The following is a 17,720-nucleotide window of genomic DNA, read 5'->3' as shown; positions in this document are numbered from 1 at the left end:
TGCTCATCAGCTCGAACTGGCCTCGCCCTTCATTGTCGTTTCATGGCGTCATGGTCGGGCAATGCCCGTTTTCTCCTATTTCATCGCCTCATCGTCATCGTGCCATAATCGCTCTTTCGTGATGCCTCGGCGGACGCATGGGTAATACCAAGTAACACCAGCGGGACTTGGAAATCAGTCCGTGGTTTGTGGTTTATAGGGTGGCGTGAGCACGCCAACCGACATTCATGCCGTTCTGCTGGAATCGGCGAAACAATACCAGCACAGCGTCACGCCCCAGGCCGTCCTGGAACCTTATAAGGAGGCCATTCTCCTGCTGCGGGCAAAATACGCCAGCTACGAGAAAATCACCGAGACGTTGACAGCGCATGGCGTTCAAGTCTCCGGCGCGACAGTGCGAAAGTTCTGCCGCCGTTATCATGCCGAGATGCGTCGGCTCCGCACCGCGCTCGATGTCGAGCGCCGTGCTGCTGTCGCAGCGCAGAAACCTTCTCCCGACGCTCCGCCGTCACCCGAGCGTCCACCATTGACTTCCGAGATCGGCAAACGCGGCCCCCGCATCGCCCGAGATGAATTATGACGACCCACCCTGATACACTCATGCCCACCAAACGCCTGATCCTTTGCCCGCAGGACAAAGGCGGGATCGGAAAGAGCTTCATCGCCACCCTCCTCTACGACTTCCTCGTCGAGCGCGGCGTCAAAGTGAAGACCTTCGACCTCGACCACGCCAACAGCACCTTCCAGCGGTATGTTCCCGAGGCCGAGTTCATCGACACCGACGTCGACGCCGACAAACTGGCCGTCCTCGACCGGTTGGTGAGCGCCTTGGAGACGGTCGATACTGTCCTGGTCGATAACCGGGCGGCGGGCGGCACGAAGGTACTCCGCTACATCGAAGACAGTCGCCTGACCGAGCTTCAGAAGGAACTGGCGTTCGAGCTGGTCTTCGTGGTCGTCGCCATCGACGACAAGGACGCCATCTCTCAGGCCGCCGACGTGCTGGAGGCGTACGGGGAGCGGGTGAAATGGCTCATCGCCCGGAACTTCCGCGATTCGGTCGAGCTGACGATGTGGGACGGGGCGCAGACCCGGAAGAAGCTGAAGGCGGCGGGAGCGGTCGAGATTGACGTGCCGTGCCTCGCCGAAATGACGAAGAACCGGCTCCAGATGCTCAATCTCACCGTGGGCCGAGGGAGAACCGCCACGAAACTTCATCTTCTCGACCGCTCCAGGTGCGTCCGGTTCCACACCTTCATGGAGGAACAGTTCACCCAGGCGGCATCCCACCTCCTCGCATGAAGGCTCCCGGTGAGTTGGCCTACCCCGACACGCTGCCGGACGACCTCAAGGTCATCCTGGCGGCGCAGAAGGTGCCGTCCGACGACCCTCTCCTCGCCGTTCTGGCGTGGCATTGGGGACGAATCAACCAGAGCAACGATGCCCTCCAGGAAACCGGCATGGTGCTGAAAGTCGCCTTGGACGAGCGAATCAAGGTAATCGCCGGTTCTGTCAAAGCGTTGGAGGAGGTGGCTCGTCACCTGGACGTGATGAACGGCCTTTTGTCCGAAAAGCCCTCAGTCCTCGGCAAACAGATCGAGGCTGAGTTGACCCGGCATATCGGGAGCGCTCTCTCGGCCACACAAGGCATCGCAGGCGTCCTCTCCTCTCTTTTTCAGAAAACCGAAGGTTCGTTCCGCCGCCTCCATCGGGAGCGGTTCGCAGCGGCCTTCCTCTCGGGCCTCGCCAGCGGGGCCCTACTCATCCCGTGGACCTACTCCCATTTCTTTTCGCATTGACGACGACGGCGTTGGCGTTGGGGATCGAACTCCAGCCGGGGCCGCTCCATTACGTTTCTTGGCTCTTCGCGGTGCCGGTCGGCTGGTTCGTCTACGGCGCATTCCGTCCTGGGAAGGAGAGCCGGTACGTCCTCACCCTCGGCGGCGTCCGCTGGAACGAGGCCGACTTCTGCCGGGGTTGGGAAATCGACGGGCGAACTGGCTCCGGGAAGACGGCGAGTGGCGTGGTCCCGATCCTCCACGCGCTGAAGAGGAACCGTCCCGGCATGGGCATCCTCGCCCTCGACACGAAGGGCGACCTGAGCGAACCCATCGAGGCCGTGGCCGACGATCTGGGATGCCGAGCCGACCTGCGGCAGTTGGAGGTCCGTCCCGACAACGCTCCCCCCGGTTGGAAGCCGCCCTACACCCTCAATTTCCTAGGAGATCCCTCCCTGCCCGCCTCGACCTACGCGAAGCTCCTGGTCGATGTCGCCACGGCGGCGGGACAGAAAGGTGGGCAGACCTTCTTCAAGAACGCCGCCCAGGTCGCCATTCAGAACGGGATGAGCCTCCTGGCGGCCCTCGACGTGCCGGTGACGATTGAGAACTGCTACCGCCTCGTCATGGACATGGCCGAGCTGGAAGCGCGGATCGGGGAACTGGAGAAGATGCCGGGTCCGTTGCGCGATCCGCTGCTCGACTACTTCCGCGAGTTCAAGGCCCAGCCGAAGGAACAGTTGGGTGGGGTCCGCTCCACGGTCTTCAACTATCTCCAGCCGTACACGGTGTCCGACATCGCCGAGGTCTTCTGCCCCACGGAGCCGACTTTCGACCTCGCCGAAATCGACCTGGGGCGGCTGGTTAGCGTGAAGATCCCGCAGAAGTACCAGACCGAGAAGCGGTACGTCAGCTTGATGCTGAAGGCGCTGTACTACCTGCACGCTTTGCGGCGGTATGACCTCTCTGGCGGGGAGCGGGCGCGGAAGAACCTGATCGTCGGTGTCTTCGACGAGGCCCAGGAGTCGGTCCTTCTGAGCGAGGACGGGATTTCCGATTACAACGTGGTCGACAAGATCCGGGGCGCCCGCGCCACGGCGATCTTCTCGACGCAATCCCCCACCTCGTACATCCCGCCGATGGGAGGCCGGGACAAGGCCGACGTTTTCCGGCTTAATTTGGGGAACAAGATCCACTTCACCGCCGCCGACAAGGACGCCTCGGAGATGATCGCCGAATCCATCGGCAAGCGGACGATCAAGAAGAGGACATGGAGCAGCGGCTCGGGGAAGCGGAGCGTCAGTTGGACCGACGAGGACCAGTACCTCATCAAGCCCCACGTTCTGCGGCGTCTGCCGAAGCACGTTGCCATCATCAAGCATTGCGAGCAACGGTATCGCTGGGTACGGCTGCCGCCCTCTCCTTTCACCAAGCCGAAGGTGGCTGATGTTTCACGGAACTGAACAGATGAGACCCCATGCCCACGCCGGAAAAATCGCCCTCTGGGGCTGACCAACTCGATCTTTTCGATTATATTCCTCGCCATGACCACGACGCTGACCCAATACGGCCGGATGGCCGAAGCCCACTGGCGGGAGCACCTGCCGAACAAGGTCCGGGAACTGGAAACGGCGGGAACGCTGGAGGAGGCGCTTCTCGACGCGGAGGAGAGGACGAAGGACGAGATGTACACCCTGACGCGGCACATGATCGGCAAGCAGGGGATGACGGTGGAACAGGCCCACGCCGCCGCGTGGGAGATCGTCCGCATTCGGTATATCCTCCTTCCGCCGGAAGCGGCGACGTAATCCGCAACGCCGCAAACCATCGGATCACCGCCGCCGCCAAGATCGGAACCGGGGGGCCGAAGCAGCGGTTCAAGCAGAACGTCGCCGCCATTGAGACGCTGCGGCGGATCGAGGTGGAGAACCGGCCTGCCACGCCTGAGGAAAAGGCGGTTCTCGTCAAGTATGTCGGCTGGGGTGGGTTGCCCCAAGTCTTCTCTCCCGTCCCCGAATGGCGGAAGGAGAACGAGCAGCTTTCCTCGCTGTTGACGGACGAGGAATTCGACGCGGCGCGGGGCTCGACCCTCAACGCCCACTACACTGCTCCCGGCGTCGTCCGCGCGATGTACGCCGCTGTCGAGCGGCTGGGCTTCGGGGGTGGACGCATCCTGGAACCGGCCTGCGGTCTGGGCCACTTCCTTGGCCTGATGCCGGAAACGATGGCGGCCCAGTCACCCGTCACCGGAATTGAGTTGGATTCGATCACGGCGCGGCTCGCGCAAAAGCTCTATCCTGACGCCGACATCCGGCACACCGGCTACGAGAAAGCCCAGCTCGCCGACGGGTTCTATGACTTGGCGATTTCTAACGTCCCGTTTGGCGACTACCAGCCTTACGACAAACGCTTCAAGGCGTACAAGTTCAATATCCATGACTATTTCTTCGCGGCGACAGTGGAGCGGATTCGGCCCGGAGGATTGATCTGTTTCATCACCTCGAAGGGAACCCTCGACAAGAAGCATTCCCTCTTGCGGCGGCACGTCGCCAAGCAGGCCGACTTGGCGGCGGCGATCCGGCTTCCGAACACTGCCTTCAAGGAGAACGCCAACACCGAGGTCACGACCGACATCGTGATCCTGCGGAAACGGCTGCCGGGTCAGGCCCCCTCGGGCCCGGCGTGGCAGGAGAGCGTCGAGTACCAGAACGTCAAGGGGGAGAGAATGCTCCTCAACGAGTATTTCGCCGCTCGGCCCGAGCAGATGTTGGGGACGATGGCACTGGAGGGAACGATGTACGGTTCCCATGAACCGGCCCTGGTTTCGGACGGGCGGGATTTGGAGGCGGCGTTGGCCGAGGCGGTGGGCCGGTTGCCCGAAGGCATCTATCAGGCGGCGCGGCGGAAGGAAGCCGCCCGCGAGCCGATCCGGGTGCCCGCGCCCGGCGACATCAAACCGCACGCCTTCGCCTTGATCGAAACCGACCGGGGCACGCGGATCGGGATTCGGGAAGGAGCCGAAGTGGTGATCCTGGAGGGACTCTCGGCGGACGCTTCCCGCCGTATTCGGGGAATGGTCCGGTTGCGGAACGCGGTGCGGGCCTGCCTTCACGCTCAGGTCGAGGACGCCCCGGAATCGGAGATCGTCCGCACGCGGGAATGGCTCAACCAGGAGTATGATCGGTTCCATTCCCGGTTCGGGCCGGTGTCGGAGCGGATGAATGCCCGTGCCTTTTCGGGCGATCCCGATTTGCCCCTTCTTCTCTCCCTGGAGCAGTTCGATGAAATCAAGCGGTCGGCGAAGAAGACGGCCATCTTCCGAGAACGGACGATCCAGCGGCAGAAGCCCGCAGAAGCAGCGGGAACGGCGAAAGAGGCGTTGCTCATCTCGCTCAACGAGAACGGCAAGGTTGACCTGGCCCACATGAGCTGGTTGCTGAAGCGGCCGGTGGAGGAATTCTTGCCCGAATTGAAGGGCGTCGTCTTTCTCGACCCGCAGACCGACGCCTGGGAGCCGGAAGATGCTTACCTGTCGGGAAACATTCGGGAAAAGCTGGCTGTCGCTGAGGCGGCGGCGGTGAGCGATCCCAGGTATGCTGAGAACGTCGTGGCGCTGAAGGCGGTCCAGCCAGAGGACTTGAAGCCGACCGAGATCGAGGCGCGGCTCGGGTCGGCGTGGATACCCTCCGACGACATCCAGGGGTTTGCCCACGATTTGCTGAAGCTCGATCCCGGCACGGTGAAGATCCGGCACGCGCCGGAGTTGGGAGCCTGGACAGTCCAGGCCGACTATAGCGCGACCAGTTCGGTGGCGAACGTCACCGAATGGGGGATGGCACGGTATTCGGCGCTCCATCTAATCGAGGACGCCCTGAACCTGCGGACGCCCACGGTCTACGATCCTGGCCCGGAGAAGGACACCCGCGTCATCAACCCCGCCGCGACCGAGGCGGCACGGGAAATGCAGCAGCGGATTAAGGAACGGTTCACCCAATGGATTTGGGAGGACGATGCCCGGCGGGAACGGTTGGCCCGGCAATACAATGACGAGTACAACAACGTCCGCATTCGGACGTTCGACGGGAACCACCTCACGTTGCCGGGGGTAAGTCCGTTGATTCAGTTGCGGTCCCACCAAAAGGCGGCGGTGTGGCGTATCCTCCAGACGCCGAACAGTCTCCTGGCCCATGTCGTCGGGGCCGGGAAGACTTACACGATGGTCGCGGCGGGAATGGAGTCGAAACGGCTGGGGCTGGCCCAGAAGCCGATGTTCGTGGTGCCGAACCATATGTTGGGGCAGTTCTCGTCCGAATTGCTGACGCTCTATCCTGGCGCGAATGTCTTGGCGGCGGGAAAGGACGATTTCGAAACGGCGAAGCGGCAGGAGCTTTTTTCCCGGATCGCTACCGGGAACTGGGACGCGGTGATCGTCACTCATTCCGGTTTCGAGCGCATTCCGATGGCGCGGGAGGTGCAGGAGCGGTTCATCAAGGAGCAGATCGACGAACTGGAAATGGCGATTCTCCGGCAGAAGGCCGACAAGAGCTTTGCCCGGATGGTGAAGGAATTGGAGCGGGCGAAAAAGAGGTTGGAGGGCCGTTTGGAAACGCTGGCCGCCGAGGAGAAAAAGGACAACACCCTGACGTTCGAGGAGTTGGGGGTGGATCGGCTCTTTGTGGACGAGGCGCACTATTTCAAGAATCTCTTCTACGTTACGAAGATGACCCGCGTGGCGGGGTTGCCGCAAACATCCTCGCAACGGGCGTTCGATATGTTCCTGAAGGTCCGCCACCTTCAGGCGTTGAACGGAGGCGGGGGTGTCGTCTTCGCCACGGGGACGCCGGTGACGAACACGATGGCCGAGATGTTCACGATGCAGCGGTACTTGCAGCATCTCGACCTGTCCCGGCAGGGGTTGCAACATTTTGATTCGTGGGCGGCGACGTTCGGGGAGCCGGTGACGGCAATGGAGTTGTCGCCGGATGGCGCGGGGTATCGGCTCAATACCCGGTTCGCCCGGTTCGTGAATGTCCCTGAGCTGATGCAGCAGTTTCGGCAGATGGCCGACATCCAGACGGCGGAAATGCTGGAGTTGCCGGTGCCGAAGCTGTTCCAGGGGAGACCGCAAATCGTCAGCGCCCCGGCGACGCCCGCGTTGAGGGCCTATGTCGCCTCGTTGGTGAAGCGGGCTGAGAAGCTGCGGATGGGGAATGTCGATCCCTCCATCGACAATATGCTCAAGATCACTGGGGACGGACGGAAAGCCGCGCTCGACTTACGGTTGGTCGGGGCCGGGAAGGATCACCCCGAAAGCAAGCTCTCCCTGGCGGCGAAGGAGATCTTCTCGATCTGGGAGGGAACGAAGGAGGAGCGGTTGGCGCAGCTGGTCTTTTGTGACCTCTCGACGCCGCAGCCGGGAGGGTTGCGGGTCTTTTCGGCCTACGAGGACTTGCGGGACAAGCTGGTGCGGATGGGGGTTCCCGCCGAGGAGATCGCTTTCATCCAGGATTACGAGGCCGATGCGGCGAAGAGCGCCTTGTTCAAGCGTGTGCGTTCTGGCCAAGTCCGGGTCTTACTGGGCAGCACGCAGAAGATGGGGACGGGAACGAACGTCCAGGAACGACTGATCGCGCTGCATCACTTGGATGCCCCGTGGCGGCCCGCCGATATCGAGCAGCGGGAGGGACGTATTCTCCGGCAGGGAAACCGGAATACCGAGGTGAAGATTTTCCGGTACGTCACCGAGGGATCGTTCGATGCCTATATGTGGGGCGTCCTGGAGACGAAGGCCAAGTTCATCGGACAGATCATGACGAAGCAAAGCCATGTGCGGAAAATCGAGGACTTGGATTCCCCGGCGTTGACCTACGCGGAGGTGAAAGCGATTGCCTCGGGAAATCCGCTGGTGCTGGAGAAGGCGAAGGTGGATGCCGAGGTGATGCGGCTGACACGGCTTCGGGCGCAACATCGGGAAGGGTTGTTCGTCACGCGGAACGCGATCCGACAGGCGCAGCAGGATGTTCCCCGGTTGGAGGAGAAGATCGGGTCTTTGGTGGTCGATTTGGCGGCTCGGCAGAATACCAAGGGGGACGCTTTCGTCATGAAGATCGAGGGGCGGAACTACACCCAGCGGGAGATGGCGGGGGAGACGTTGAACCGGCTGGCGCAGAAGCATCTCCTCTCGGAGAAGACGGTCGAAATCGGGGCCTTCGCAGGGTTCACACTCCAGATTTGGCCGGATCGGTCGAAGGAAGTGATCGTTCGGGGGAAGAATGCGTATGCGGCGACCGTCTCAGAGTCACCCTTGGGGACCATCAGCTCCTTGGAATACATGGTCCGCTCGATGGATGAGCGCGCCCAGGATTACCGAAAAGAGCTGGAGACGACGCAGAAGCGGATCGTGGAACTACGGCCCCATGCCGACAAGCCGTTCGAGCATGAAGAGAAATTGCAGGGGCTGGTGAAGCGCCAGCAGGAGATCATGGACGCACTCGATTTGGAGAAGAATCAGGCGTCGAACAGGTTGGATGCGGAGGTGCTGCCGGTGGTGGAGGAAGCGGTGCGGGTGGAGGAAGGAGAAGCCATAGTTGAAAGGAGGGGAATAGGAGTGGCGGTCTCCTAGCCGTACTCGCTCAGGTCATTCCCAATTCGGTAAAAACGTCATTTGGAACGAGTGTCACTCCTTCGATTTGGATCTTTCTAGGGGAGCCTTTCTGCTCGATCTTTGCTCCGATGGCGAACGCCATCCGCAAGGTCGGGCGTTTTGTAGTTATTTCCTCCGTTAATTTGGAATAGAACTGTGCCGCTTCAGTCAATTCCGGGAAAAATAGTTTCACCACGAACGCTCTATAATCCTGAAGAAGTCGAACATGGAATTCTTGTAGCAATTCAACAAGGTTCAGTTCCCCCATTTCGGCGGTCAATTTCGATCTTTCCCATCCATCAGGGTCTTTCAATAGGGATTTGGCATTACACCCGATCCGAAGGGTGACAGAGGTCTTCGACACTTGCCGATTATATTGACCTATGCCCAAAGCGTAGTGTTGGACGTAGTTTCGGAAATCGAGGAAAAAAGCGAATGCCCAACTTCCCTTGAGAAGCTTTTCCTCAAACTCTGAAAATTCCTTCTTCTTAGTCTCGTCCTTTTTGAATCGTTGTCGGAATGAAACGGTAAAATGCTTCTGAACCGTGTAGGCACACGTCAGATAATTAAGCAGCAGCCTATCGAGGTGCAGCCATTCGACATCATCATCTGACCTCTTTGCGCTCAAGAGCGATTGAATGTGCTCCTGCCATTCATCATAATTGATCTGCAACATTCGGAATAGCCTAAGACGGTTTCGGGCCTCGATAAAAATGGGCTTGAAACGTTCGTGAGACTGTAATTCTTCCGGGGTAAGATCCCGGGCTTCATAATAGTCGCTTGGGCCAGATCCTATTAATTTCATGTCGTTGCTTGGTTGTGCCCTTATAATTTCCGCGAAAGGGAATGGAAAGGCGGTTTGGCCTTGGTTTCAGCGGAAGTCCGTCCAGCCTTTGGTATAAGCTATGGCGAAGCCCCCCTTTTCCTTCAAGGAAGCTCTTTTGGCCGAAGCGTTCTTCGGCGTGCAAAACGAAAAGGCCCGATGGGAGTGTTACCACTTTGCCATTGCCGTAAAGCCGTGGCTCCCCGTCTTTGAAAAGGAGTGGGGACCGCTGGTGTCGCAACATCACCTTTCCAACCCCGACGACCCACCCGACGTTCTGGCCACATTCACGACAGGGAATGCGGGATTTGAGATCACCGAGCTTTATCCGAAGGGAATCCGTAAATTTTTCGCGGTGGTGGACAAGATTCCAGGAAGCCGGGATGCGTTCCTGACCGTTCCGGGCCTGTCTGGACCGAATTTCCCCGATGAGCGGGGCAATGCCTTTTCCGACAAAGAGGCCATCAAGGATTATGCGTTGGGAGCGGCAGCCTCGCCAGGAAACGAAACCGGAGGCTGGGTAGCCGTTAGCGGTGAGAACGCCGCCTGGAACGATGCGATGTGGGCCGCGTTTGTCAGGAAGGCAACTGCCTCCGGCGGCAAGGAGAACGCCCATATTGTCATTATTGTTCCGCCTGTTCTTTTCTGGGACACGGACGCACTGGCGAGGGACATCGAGCGGAGAATGAGGGAGGAGGCAACCCGTCTTCCGGCGTTGATTCTCCACCGCGAAGCCAATTCTCGGAGTTTTTCCAGCTATCTTCTGCGGCAGGGCCAGCCGATGGAGAAGGCCACCGAGGCTACCGCCCGGTGACGGAAGGATGACGCAGTTTGCGGACGATCAACTCGCCCAACTCCTGCGGCGTCTTGTCCTTCAGGGAGACGTATTTGACGGTGGGAAGGACGTTCGGAACCTCGGTGTTATCGAAACGGGCGGGGAGGATGTACTCCTTGTCTTCGGCGATAGCGCGGGCGACGGCGGAACGGCGTTCCAGGATAGTCCAAATCTTCTTTACGTACCATTTCGAGATGAACATCACGCAGTAGGCGCTGCTGTTGCGGTAGACCCACTCGAAATGCTCGGCGAGGTTTTTGCCCCACAGATTAGCTTCGTCGTAGGTGTCGTAGAAGACGTGGATGCCTTCGGCGATAAGGTAGTCGGCAGTGGCTTGGACATATTCGCGGTCCTCGCCCGCGAAGGAGAGGACGACGTCGTAGCGGCTTTGCAGCCGCTTGAGGAGGGCGGCGGGAAGGTCTCCATCTTTGATGGCCCAATGGGTCCGGTTTTCCTCCCAATGGCCCATGCTAAGGTGACGGGAAAATTCAAGGATGTCGGCACGGGTGAAACGACCCTTTTCGGTGAAGCGGAAGGTGACGTGCTGGCCGGTGACGTGGATGTTGCGAAGGGTGCCGTAACGGACGATTTCGCGGGAGGCTTCGGGACCACCTTCATACATGAGGAGGGCGGGGGCTTCTTCCAGGAGCTTGAGGGTCTTCGGTTTTTCGAGGGAGACGGCCTGGGCCTCTGCGCCGTCGGTGTATTCTTTGAAACGGTCGGCATCCATCCGCATGACCTGATCGGTTTCCCAGGCGGTCGGGTCGTAAGCGATGAGGAGGCTGAACATGGGATGAAAGGGTATTCTCCCGTGCGAGGTGACGCAATTCGGGAGTGGAGGTTCAACGGAGCCGATGAGCCAATGCTGAACCGGGTGAGCAACGTACGGGGTGTTGTCGAAACCAAGACACCCCCCGCAACCGCCGCGCCGCCCCGCTGCGGGGCGTCACGGCGGTTGCTTGGCCCGGTTCCAGTTAGAACGCCCGCCCGACCTCCCCATCGGTAAGGAGAGGTCGGTCGGTCGGGCGTTGGATGGGGGGCCCTCAATCGCCGGGCGGGCTGGCGCTCATTGCCGCGCCCGGGCTAGAGAGAGTGAGAGGGACAGCAGACCGGCGCTGCCGGTCTTGACGAGGCTTGGTCCTTTGGGGTTTGCTGATGCCGAGCAGGAAAGAAGCACCGCGATAGCTCTTGCGTGGTGGGAAAAGATGTGCGACCTTCCTGCCGGACTGGGAATTCTCGGTCGATGGGCAACGTCTGGTATATCCGGAGTTGCCCATTTTCTTTTACGGGAACACTTTCCAGCCGCTGACTCGTCCGCTCTGGTAAATCTTCCCCTTTACCAGATCGAAAGCCTGATTGGATTGATCGGGTTTGAGGATGCTGCGTGCTGCCGGATGGGCGCACAGGTCGGCAAGTTGAATGCCCGCCACGTTCTCGTATTTGCTGCAAAAGGAAATGGGGGAGGCGATCTTCTGGAACCGCTCTCGGGCGTTGTATTGGGTTCCTTCAGTCATCAGTTGGTAAAAGGCCGCCTTGAGGGAGTCATCTTCCTGCTTCCCTCGGGCTTCGGCGATCACTGGAAGGTTGCTTTCCCCCTGGCCTTCGAGGAAGTGGAGGACACGCTCGAAGGTGTAGGTCAGCGCGATGTCGTAGGGGTTGCGGGCCTTGTCGCTGTACCGGGAGAGGTGGGCATCTTTCCGAATGCAGGTAATGAACAGGGTGAAGTGGAGCTTCGACACGGTGGCACTGAGTTCCTGCAAAAATCGTTGCCGCTTGGCAGGGACCTGAAGGAAGGAATAGGCCCCCGTCGCCTTGCGGATCTCCCGGCTGTGCAGATTGATGCCCTCGTGATCCCAAAACTGGAGCTTCAGGCGGGCAAAGGCCGGAATCAGCTCCTCGACGTAGTGGCTCCGTTCGACGATCACGGTGGAGAGGAGAAAGAGCGGGAAATCCTTGTCGATCTTGGTCAGGGAATGATCTCCGCATTCATCGAAAAAGGCGATGAAGCGCGATTCCCCCATCACGTCATGAGTCGGATCGGCCATCTTTCTGTACTAACCGCCTCCGAAGGCGTCGCCAATTCTTTGTGTGCGGCCGGGACATAATCGAGCGCCCAAATTCTTTCACGGGCTGCGAAAGAATTGGGCCCAAAACTGGGCCCACCTGTCCGGTAGGTTCAGCCCTACCTCCGGAGGTGGCGGTCGGAATTGGGCCCAAATTTGGGCCTGGAAGTTCACGAAAGTAGGAGGCGAGTTAAAACAAGTTTAGCTTGATTGACAACGACTTGTGATGTAAAGTATTGACGTAGAACGATACGCTTCGGTCGAGCCCTACCTCCGGAGCCATTTTTCCCTGCTCTTCTCTGAGTATTGGCGGGCCTTCCCGGTCTTTTGCGGTCATATTTCTCGTGACCTTTTCGTGCCCCAGCTTTTAAGGCTCGGGCTTGCTTTTTCTCGATGGAATCACGGCCTTGCTTGGGGGAGGGGGTTGGGGCAGCGTGAGGGCATTAGAACTGTGACCTGCCTATCCCGTTTTCTTCTGGTTCCGGTGCTGCTCCTCTTCGGGTTGGGCTGGGCGGGGTGTGGGCGGCATCAGGGGGAGGACGGTCCCCGTCCGCTGGTGGTGGGGATGGAGTTGGGGTATCCGCCGTTTGAGATGACCGATGCGGGGGGGAAGCCTTCGGGGGTGAGTGTTGATCTGGCGCGGGCGTTGGGGGAGGCGCTGCATCGGCCGGTGCGGATCGAGAATATCGGGTTCGATGGGCTGATCCCGGCGCTCCAGACGGGGAAGATCGATCTCATCATTTCGTCGATGACGGCGACGCCGGAGCGGGCGCGGGCGATTGCGTTTTCCGATCCTTATCTGCACACGGGGCTCGCGCTTTTGGCGGGGCGGAACGGGCCGTTGGCCGGGCCGGGCGATCTGGCGAAGCCGGGGCTTCGCATTGCGGTGAAGAACGGGACGACGGGGCAGCTTTATGCGCGGGATCATCTGCCCGGCGTCCGCGTCCTGGTCTTTGACAGCGAGGATGCGGCGGTGCTCGAGGTGACGCAGGGGAAGGCCGATGCGTTCATCTATGACCAGATGTCGATCCTGGCCCATGCGCTGCGCCATCCGGAGACGACGCGGCCTTTCCTCCAGCCGCTGCGGGAGGAGGCGTGGGCGATCGGGCTCCGCCGGGGCGACGACGCGCTGCGGGAGGAGGTGAATGGCTTCCTGCGGGACTTCCGCGTGGGCGGGGGCTTCGACGCGCTGGGGGAGCGGTATCTCGCGGCGCAGAAGGCGGCTTTCGCGCGCCTCGGCGTTCCCTTTGTTTTTTGAGGCGATGAAAACGGAAACGGCTTCTTCCCCTTCCTGCCTGCGCCGGGCCTTGAGCTGGCTCCTGGTCTTCGCGGTGCTGAGCCTCGGCTTCACCCTCGCCTTCGGGAGCCTCCGCTATCAATGGCATTGGGAGGCGGTGTGGGAATATCGGGCGAAGTTCCTTTCGGGCTGGCTGGTGACGGTGGCCCTCTCGCTCGGCGCCTTGGCAGGGAGTGTCGTCCTCGGGATGGGGGCGGCGCTGCTGCGGCGCGCGCCGGTCTTGCCGCTGCGGCAGGCGGCGCGGGTCTATGTGGAGGCGGTGCGGGGGACGCCGCTGCTGGTCCAGATTTTGATTCTCTACTACATCGTCGGCGATGCGCTCGGCCTGCAGAACCGGTATCTGGCGGGGGTGGTCATCCTCTCGCTCTTCGGCGGGGCCTACGTGGGGGAGATCGTCCGGGCGGGGATCGAGGGGATCGGGGCGTCGCAGTTCGAGACGGCGCGGGCGCTCGGCTTCACGACGGCCCAGACCTACCGGTATGTGGTCTTGCCCCAGGCGCTGCGCCACATGCTGCCGTCGCTCGCGGGGCAGTTCGTCTCCCTGGTGAAGGATTCGTCGCTGCTGTCGCTGATCGCGGTCGACGAGTTCACGCAGAATGCGCGGCAGGTGAATGCCTTCACCTACAGCACGCTGGAGGCGTACCTCCCGCTCGCCGTCGGCTACCTGATCCTCACGCTCCCGCTCTCGCTCTGGACGCAGAGCCTGGAGAAGCGGTTCCAATACGAAACCTGAGCGGAAGCATGAACCTCGAACTGCGCGGTCTCACGAAGACGTTCCACGGGGAGCCGGTCCTCCGCGACGTGACGCTGGCGTCCTCGGCCCGGTGCCTCGCGCTGATCGGCCCTTCGGGCGGGGGGAAATCGACCCTGCTCCGGATCATCGCGGGGCTGGAACGGCCGAGCGGCGGCGAGGTGCGGTGGAACGGGACGCCGATCCCGCGGGACGAGGCGGGGCTCCGGGAGCATCGCCGCCACCTCGGCGTCGTCTTCCAGGCCTCGAATCTCTTCCCCCATCTTTCCGCGCTGGAGAACCTGACGCTGCCGCTGGAGAAAGTCCACGGCCTCACCCCCGCCGACGCGCGGGAACGGGCGCTGGGCCTCCTCGCCCGGTTCCGGCTCGAGGCCCATGCGGGGAAGCGGCCCGCCGCGCTCTCCGGCGGCCAGCGCCAGCGGGTCGCCCTCGTCCGCGCGGTGGCGGCCCAGCCGAAGGCGATCCTCCTCGACGAGCCGACCTCGGCGCTCGATCCCGAGATGACGGTCGAGGTCCTCGACATGATCGGGGAACTGCGGGCCGAAGGTTGCGACCTGATTGTCGTGACCCATGCGATGGGCTTCGCCCGGCAGGTGGCCGACGAGGTCGCCTTCCTCGCCGAGGGGCGGATCGTCGAGGCGGGGCCGGCGGCGCCGTTCTTCGACGCGCCGCAGAGTCCGGTCTGCCGGGCCTTCCTCGAGAAGGTGCTGAAGTATTGAGGGACGAGGGAGGCGGAAGCCGCCGCCTCCTACCACGGCGGGGGAGGCGGGGGACGCTCGCCGTTCGGGCCCGGGCCCGGACCCGGGCCTGGGCCCGGCCCCATCCCGCCGGGGCCGAAGGAAGGGGGCCCGCCTCCGCCCGCGCCCGGTTCCCGCCCCCGGCCCTGCCCGCCGCCCCCGCCGGGCGGCCCGGACATGACGTTGCTCTTCTCCACCTTCGCGAAGTAGCCGCCGAGGAGGTAGGGGAATTTCCCCGGCGTGACGTGGTAGTGCCAGCCGCGCGCCTCGTCGTAGTGGGCGTTGAAGTCGTTGAGGGGATTGTCCGAGAGGTCCTTCGCCATGACGCCCGCCGCCTCGTAGGGGCCGTAGACGGGGAGCCCGTCGAAGGCGAAGCCGATCACCTCGGAGTGGCCGTCGCCCTTGTCGACGAAGGCGGTGTTCACGCAGATCGGATACTTGTGATAGTGGTATTGGTTGTCCTGGTTCGGATGGCCGCAGCAGCGGTCCATGAAGGAGGTGGCGTCGGTCATCCCGGCGTCGAAGGGATTGAAGAAGACGACGCCGTTCACCGCCACGCCGGTCGGCCCCATCGGGAGGGCCATGTTCCCGTCGTTCGCCGTCATCGCCTTCGCCTGGGGATCGGGCTTCGGGTCGAGGGGGAGGCGGAAGGTCTCATCCTGCTCCTGGATCGAGCTGGGATTGCCGCGCCAGTTCCCGCTGATTTCGGGGAATTGCGCCGTCGGATGGTTCGGCAGGTTCTTCGAGTGGAGGGTGAGGAAGCCGTCGCCCTTGAAGGTGATCGTCACGTTGTCGGGGACGGGCCGTTCCTCGGTGGCGGTGTTCCCCGCCCGATCCTTCCAGCCGACGCGGAGGGACGATTCCATCGCCCCGGCGAAGGGGGCGACGAGGCGGTCGCTCTGGTAGAGGAGGCGGTCGGCATTCTCGGCGGTGACCGTCAGCGGCAGGGCGATTTTCTCCCCGGCCTCGGCCCGGTAATACCACCGCCCGCCGAGGGGGGTGAGCGTCGCCGGATCGGCGGGGGAGGCCGAGGGGAGGCCCGCCTTGGCCTTGTCCTGGACCACGGCGGGATCGACCCGCCCGGTCCGCGACTCGGGCCGCTGGACGAGGGAGAAATGGTCGATCTGGAAGGCGGCGTTCCGCCCGGAGGAGGAGGCCGCGCCGTCCCGGTAGGCGACGGAGAGGCGGACGGTGTCGACCTCCGCAAAGGGGATCATCTCCTCGAAGGCGTAGGTCCGCCAGACGGCGGCCCCGCCCTTGCCGTGGTTGCCGTTCGCGGCGAAGTCGCGGCGGTCGGCGACGATCTCTCGGTAGATCGCCTTCACGGCGCCGTCGCGCGATTCGGTCCCGTCCTTCGCGAAGAACTCGATCCGCATCTCGAGGGCCTCGCTTCCGAGGACGAAGCCCTCCTCGGCCAAGCCGCGGAAGGAGAAGGTGAGCCACTTCCCCTTCGCCGGGACGAGGCCGTGGACGGTCTGGGCGACGGAGCCGCCGTCCCGCGCGTTGCCGGGGAAGAAGATGCCGCGCGTGCCCGTCTCGAGGTCGTTGCCGGTCTTGCCCCAGGCGGCGGCCCCCGTCAGCTCATAGTCGGCGGGGCCGGAGGGAGCGGAGCCGCTCTCGAACCCCGGATTCCGGATGAGGTTGGCCTCGCGCGCGAGGAGGGGAAGGGGCAGGAGGAGGATGCCAAGAAGGAAGATCCGGCGCATGGGGGGGAGTTAACCGCATGGGACGCCGGGGGGCGAGCTTGTTGGGACGAAGTCGGGGGAAATGGGGATGGGAGGGGTCGCGGGTTGGGGAGCGCCCGTTGGGGCTGGCGCGGTCAACCCTGTACAGCTGGAGGCGATCCGCTTTAACGCCACAGAGGGGCTCCGCCCCTCCGTGACCTCCTGTTCTGAGGGCCTTAGCTAGGCGGACGCGCTTTGGCGGCGCCTCATCTCCGAACTGGATTAAAATCGGATGGTTCCAGTACGCCCGAGGGTACGTACTGAAGGGGTAGCGGTACCAATACGCCTAGACTCCTATCGGGAGGGAAGCGTATGGGAGAGATATCTTCAGGGGTTCAGCACCGAGGAGATAGGCCTGCTCCATGGATGCTCCTTCCCATGGCTCGGCCCTCATAGAGGTTAGATCCAGCGGAGTAGAGTGGGCGTATGGGAGATAGGCCTCTTGGATTGCGCCCTATCTACACCACGGCCTATCAGACAGGAGGGTCCGGAGGGGCGTGCCCCTCCGTTCGTTCAAACGCGCGGATCGCCTCCAGCTGTACAGGGCCATGTACCCGGCCCCGAAGGGCTGCTTCCCCCTTACCACTTCGTCTTCTCGGCGACGAAGATCCCCTCGATCACCATGGTCTGGTCGACGGCCTTGCACATGTCGTAGAGGGCGAGGGCGGCGGCGCTGACGGCGACGAGGGCTTCCATCTCGACGCCGGTCTTCCCCGTCGTCTCGGCGGCGGCGACGATGCGGACGCCCTTCGCGGTGACCTCGAACTCGACGGCGACCTCGTGGAGGGGGAGCGGATGGCAGAGGGGAATCCACTCGCTCGTCCGCTTTGCCGCCTGGATGCCCGCGATCTGGGCGACGGTGAGGACGTCGCCCTTCGGCAGGGCTTGGGCCTTCAGCAGTTTCAGCGTCGCGGGGCTGAGGGCGATGAAGCCTTCGGCGACGGCGCGGCGGCGCTGGTCGGGCTTCGCGGCGACGTTGACCATCCGGGCGCGGCCCTGGGTGTCGAGGTGGGAGAAGGCCTTGCCCTTGGCCTTGGCCGGGGCGTTTGATTTCTTCGGGGCGGGCATG

The 17,720-nt window shown here is 62.4% G+C and carries 15 protein-coding genes; 10 read left to right on the top strand and 5 right to left on the bottom strand.

Going from position 1 to position 17,720, the window contains the following annotated elements; all coding sequences use genetic code 11:
* The first annotated feature begins 205 nt into the window (after positions 1 to 205).
* From BLU04_RS16240 to BLU04_RS02975, 6 genes are all read left to right on the top strand, one after another.
* The gene (locus BLU04_RS16240) at positions 206 to 580 is read left to right on the top strand and encodes a hypothetical protein (RefSeq protein WP_157895055.1); all 375 of its coding nucleotides are present in this window, start codon (positions 206 to 208) and stop codon (positions 578 to 580) included.
* A 20-nt stretch (positions 581 to 600) separates the two neighbouring features.
* Positions 601 to 1,302, top strand: a complete 702-nt coding sequence (locus BLU04_RS02990) for a division plane positioning ATPase MipZ (protein ID WP_197673015.1) — start codon at positions 601 to 603, stop codon at positions 1,300 to 1,302.
* Positions 1,299 to 1,799 carry a hypothetical protein gene (locus BLU04_RS02985; RefSeq protein ID WP_093282021.1) on the top strand — a complete coding sequence of 167 codons (501 nt, stop codon included), beginning with the start codon at positions 1,299 to 1,301 and terminating at the stop codon, positions 1,797 to 1,799. The genes BLU04_RS02990 and BLU04_RS02985 overlap by 4 nt, the downstream gene beginning before the upstream one ends.
* Complete coding sequence (locus tag BLU04_RS02980) at positions 1,769 to 3,241, top strand: TraM recognition domain-containing protein (protein WP_157895054.1); 1,473 nt, start codon at positions 1,769 to 1,771, stop codon at positions 3,239 to 3,241. The genes BLU04_RS02985 and BLU04_RS02980 overlap by 31 nt, the downstream gene beginning before the upstream one ends.
* Before the next feature lie 81 nt (positions 3,242 to 3,322).
* Entirely contained in the window at positions 3,323 to 3,586 is a 264-nt protein-coding gene (locus BLU04_RS16235; protein WP_157895053.1) for a TnpV protein, read from the top strand.
* Positions 3,532 to 8,400 (top strand): DEAD/DEAH box helicase family protein, encoded by a 4,869-nt coding sequence (locus tag BLU04_RS02975; RefSeq protein WP_157895052.1) that lies wholly within the window; start codon positions 3,532 to 3,534, stop codon positions 8,398 to 8,400. The genes BLU04_RS16235 and BLU04_RS02975 overlap by 55 nt, the downstream gene beginning before the upstream one ends.
* A 10-nt stretch (positions 8,401 to 8,410) precedes the next feature.
* On the opposite strand, the gene BLU04_RS02970 is transcribed toward BLU04_RS02975, so the two are convergent.
* Complete coding sequence (locus tag BLU04_RS02970) at positions 8,411 to 9,226, bottom strand: hypothetical protein (protein WP_157895051.1); 816 nt, start codon at positions 9,224 to 9,226, stop codon at positions 8,411 to 8,413.
* Between the two features lie 100 nt (positions 9,227 to 9,326).
* Here BLU04_RS02970 and BLU04_RS02965 point away from each other — a divergent pair, with 100 nt between their 5' ends.
* Complete coding sequence (locus tag BLU04_RS02965) at positions 9,327 to 10,058, top strand: hypothetical protein (protein WP_093282011.1); 732 nt, start codon at positions 9,327 to 9,329, stop codon at positions 10,056 to 10,058.
* Here the strand turns inward: BLU04_RS02965 and BLU04_RS02960 are convergent.
* A complete protein-coding gene (locus BLU04_RS02960) occupies positions 10,045 to 10,869 on the bottom strand; it encodes a TIR domain-containing protein (protein ID WP_093282008.1) in 825 nt (274 codons plus the stop codon). The two genes, BLU04_RS02965 and BLU04_RS02960, sit on opposite strands and share 14 nt — an antisense overlap.
* Before the next feature lie 493 nt (positions 10,870 to 11,362).
* Positions 11,363 to 12,124, bottom strand: a complete 762-nt coding sequence (locus BLU04_RS02955) for a DUF3800 domain-containing protein (protein ID WP_093282006.1) — start codon at positions 12,122 to 12,124, stop codon at positions 11,363 to 11,365.
* A gap of 583 nt (positions 12,125 to 12,707) precedes the next feature.
* On the opposite strand from BLU04_RS02955, the gene BLU04_RS02950 reads away from it, so the two are divergent.
* The 3 genes from BLU04_RS02950 to BLU04_RS02940 are packed head-to-tail and all read left to right on the top strand — an operon-like array spanning position 12,708 to position 14,909.
* Entirely contained in the window at positions 12,708 to 13,400 is a 693-nt protein-coding gene (locus tag BLU04_RS02950) for a transporter substrate-binding domain-containing protein (protein ID WP_093288428.1), read from the top strand.
* Between the two features lie 4 nt (positions 13,401 to 13,404).
* Positions 13,405 to 14,172 carry an amino acid ABC transporter permease gene (locus BLU04_RS02945; RefSeq protein WP_093288425.1) on the top strand — a complete coding sequence of 256 codons (768 nt, stop codon included), beginning with the start codon at positions 13,405 to 13,407 and terminating at the stop codon, positions 14,170 to 14,172.
* Positions 14,173 to 14,180: 8 nt separating this feature from the next.
* Positions 14,181 to 14,909 carry an amino acid ABC transporter ATP-binding protein gene (locus BLU04_RS02940; RefSeq protein ID WP_093282003.1) on the top strand — a complete coding sequence of 243 codons (729 nt, stop codon included), beginning with the start codon at positions 14,181 to 14,183 and terminating at the stop codon, positions 14,907 to 14,909.
* 29 nt (positions 14,910 to 14,938) lie between these two features.
* Here the strand turns inward: BLU04_RS02940 and BLU04_RS02935 are convergent, their stop codons facing one another.
* Together BLU04_RS02935 and moaC are read right to left on the bottom strand one after the other, a co-directional pair.
* Entirely contained in the window at positions 14,939 to 16,633 is a 1,695-nt protein-coding gene (locus BLU04_RS02935; protein WP_093282000.1) for a YHYH protein, read from the bottom strand.
* A 597-nt stretch (positions 16,634 to 17,230) separates the two neighbouring features.
* Positions 17,231 to 17,719, bottom strand: coding sequence for a cyclic pyranopterin monophosphate synthase MoaC (gene moaC, locus BLU04_RS02930; protein WP_093281998.1), 489 nt, complete (start codon positions 17,717 to 17,719; stop codon positions 17,231 to 17,233).
* Between the last annotated feature and the right edge of the window lies 1 nt (position 17,720).

It is taken from the genome of Verrucomicrobium sp. GAS474 (genome assembly GCF_900105685.1).
Classification (GTDB): domain Bacteria; phylum Verrucomicrobiota; class Verrucomicrobiia; order Methylacidiphilales; family GAS474; genus GAS474.
The sequence above is the reverse complement of the archived record's forward strand: the minus strand, read 5'-3'. Positions and strand labels throughout refer to the sequence as shown.

Coding starts and splice junctions, on each gene's coding strand:
- BLU04_RS02940 (WP_093282003.1), top strand. CDS start 14,181: ATGAACCTCGAACTGCGCGGTCTCACGAAGACGTTCCACGGGGAGCCG.
- BLU04_RS02950 (WP_093288428.1), top strand. CDS start 12,708: ATGGAGTTGGGGTATCCGCCGTTTGAGATGACCGATGCGGGGGGGAAG.
- BLU04_RS02965 (WP_093282011.1), top strand. CDS start 9,327: ATGGCGAAGCCCCCCTTTTCCTTCAAGGAAGCTCTTTTGGCCGAAGCG.
- BLU04_RS02985 (WP_093282021.1), top strand. CDS start 1,299: ATGAAGGCTCCCGGTGAGTTGGCCTACCCCGACACGCTGCCGGACGAC.
- BLU04_RS02955 (WP_093282006.1), bottom strand. CDS start 12,124: ATGGCCGATCCGACTCATGACGTGATGGGGGAATCGCGCTTCATCGCC.
- BLU04_RS02935 (WP_093282000.1), bottom strand. CDS start 16,633: ATGCGCCGGATCTTCCTTCTTGGCATCCTCCTCCTGCCCCTTCCCCTC.
- BLU04_RS02960 (WP_093282008.1), bottom strand. CDS start 10,869: ATGTTCAGCCTCCTCATCGCTTACGACCCGACCGCCTGGGAAACCGAT.
- BLU04_RS02990 (WP_197673015.1), top strand. CDS start 601: ATGCCCACCAAACGCCTGATCCTTTGCCCGCAGGACAAAGGCGGGATC.
- BLU04_RS02945 (WP_093288425.1), top strand. CDS start 13,405: ATGAAAACGGAAACGGCTTCTTCCCCTTCCTGCCTGCGCCGGGCCTTG.
- BLU04_RS02970 (WP_157895051.1), bottom strand. CDS start 9,226: ATGAAATTAATAGGATCTGGCCCAAGCGACTATTATGAAGCCCGGGAT.
- moaC (WP_093281998.1), bottom strand. CDS start 17,719: ATGCCCGCCCCGAAGAAATCAAACGCCCCGGCCAAGGCCAAGGGCAAG.
- BLU04_RS16235 (WP_157895053.1), top strand. CDS start 3,323: ATGACCACGACGCTGACCCAATACGGCCGGATGGCCGAAGCCCACTGG.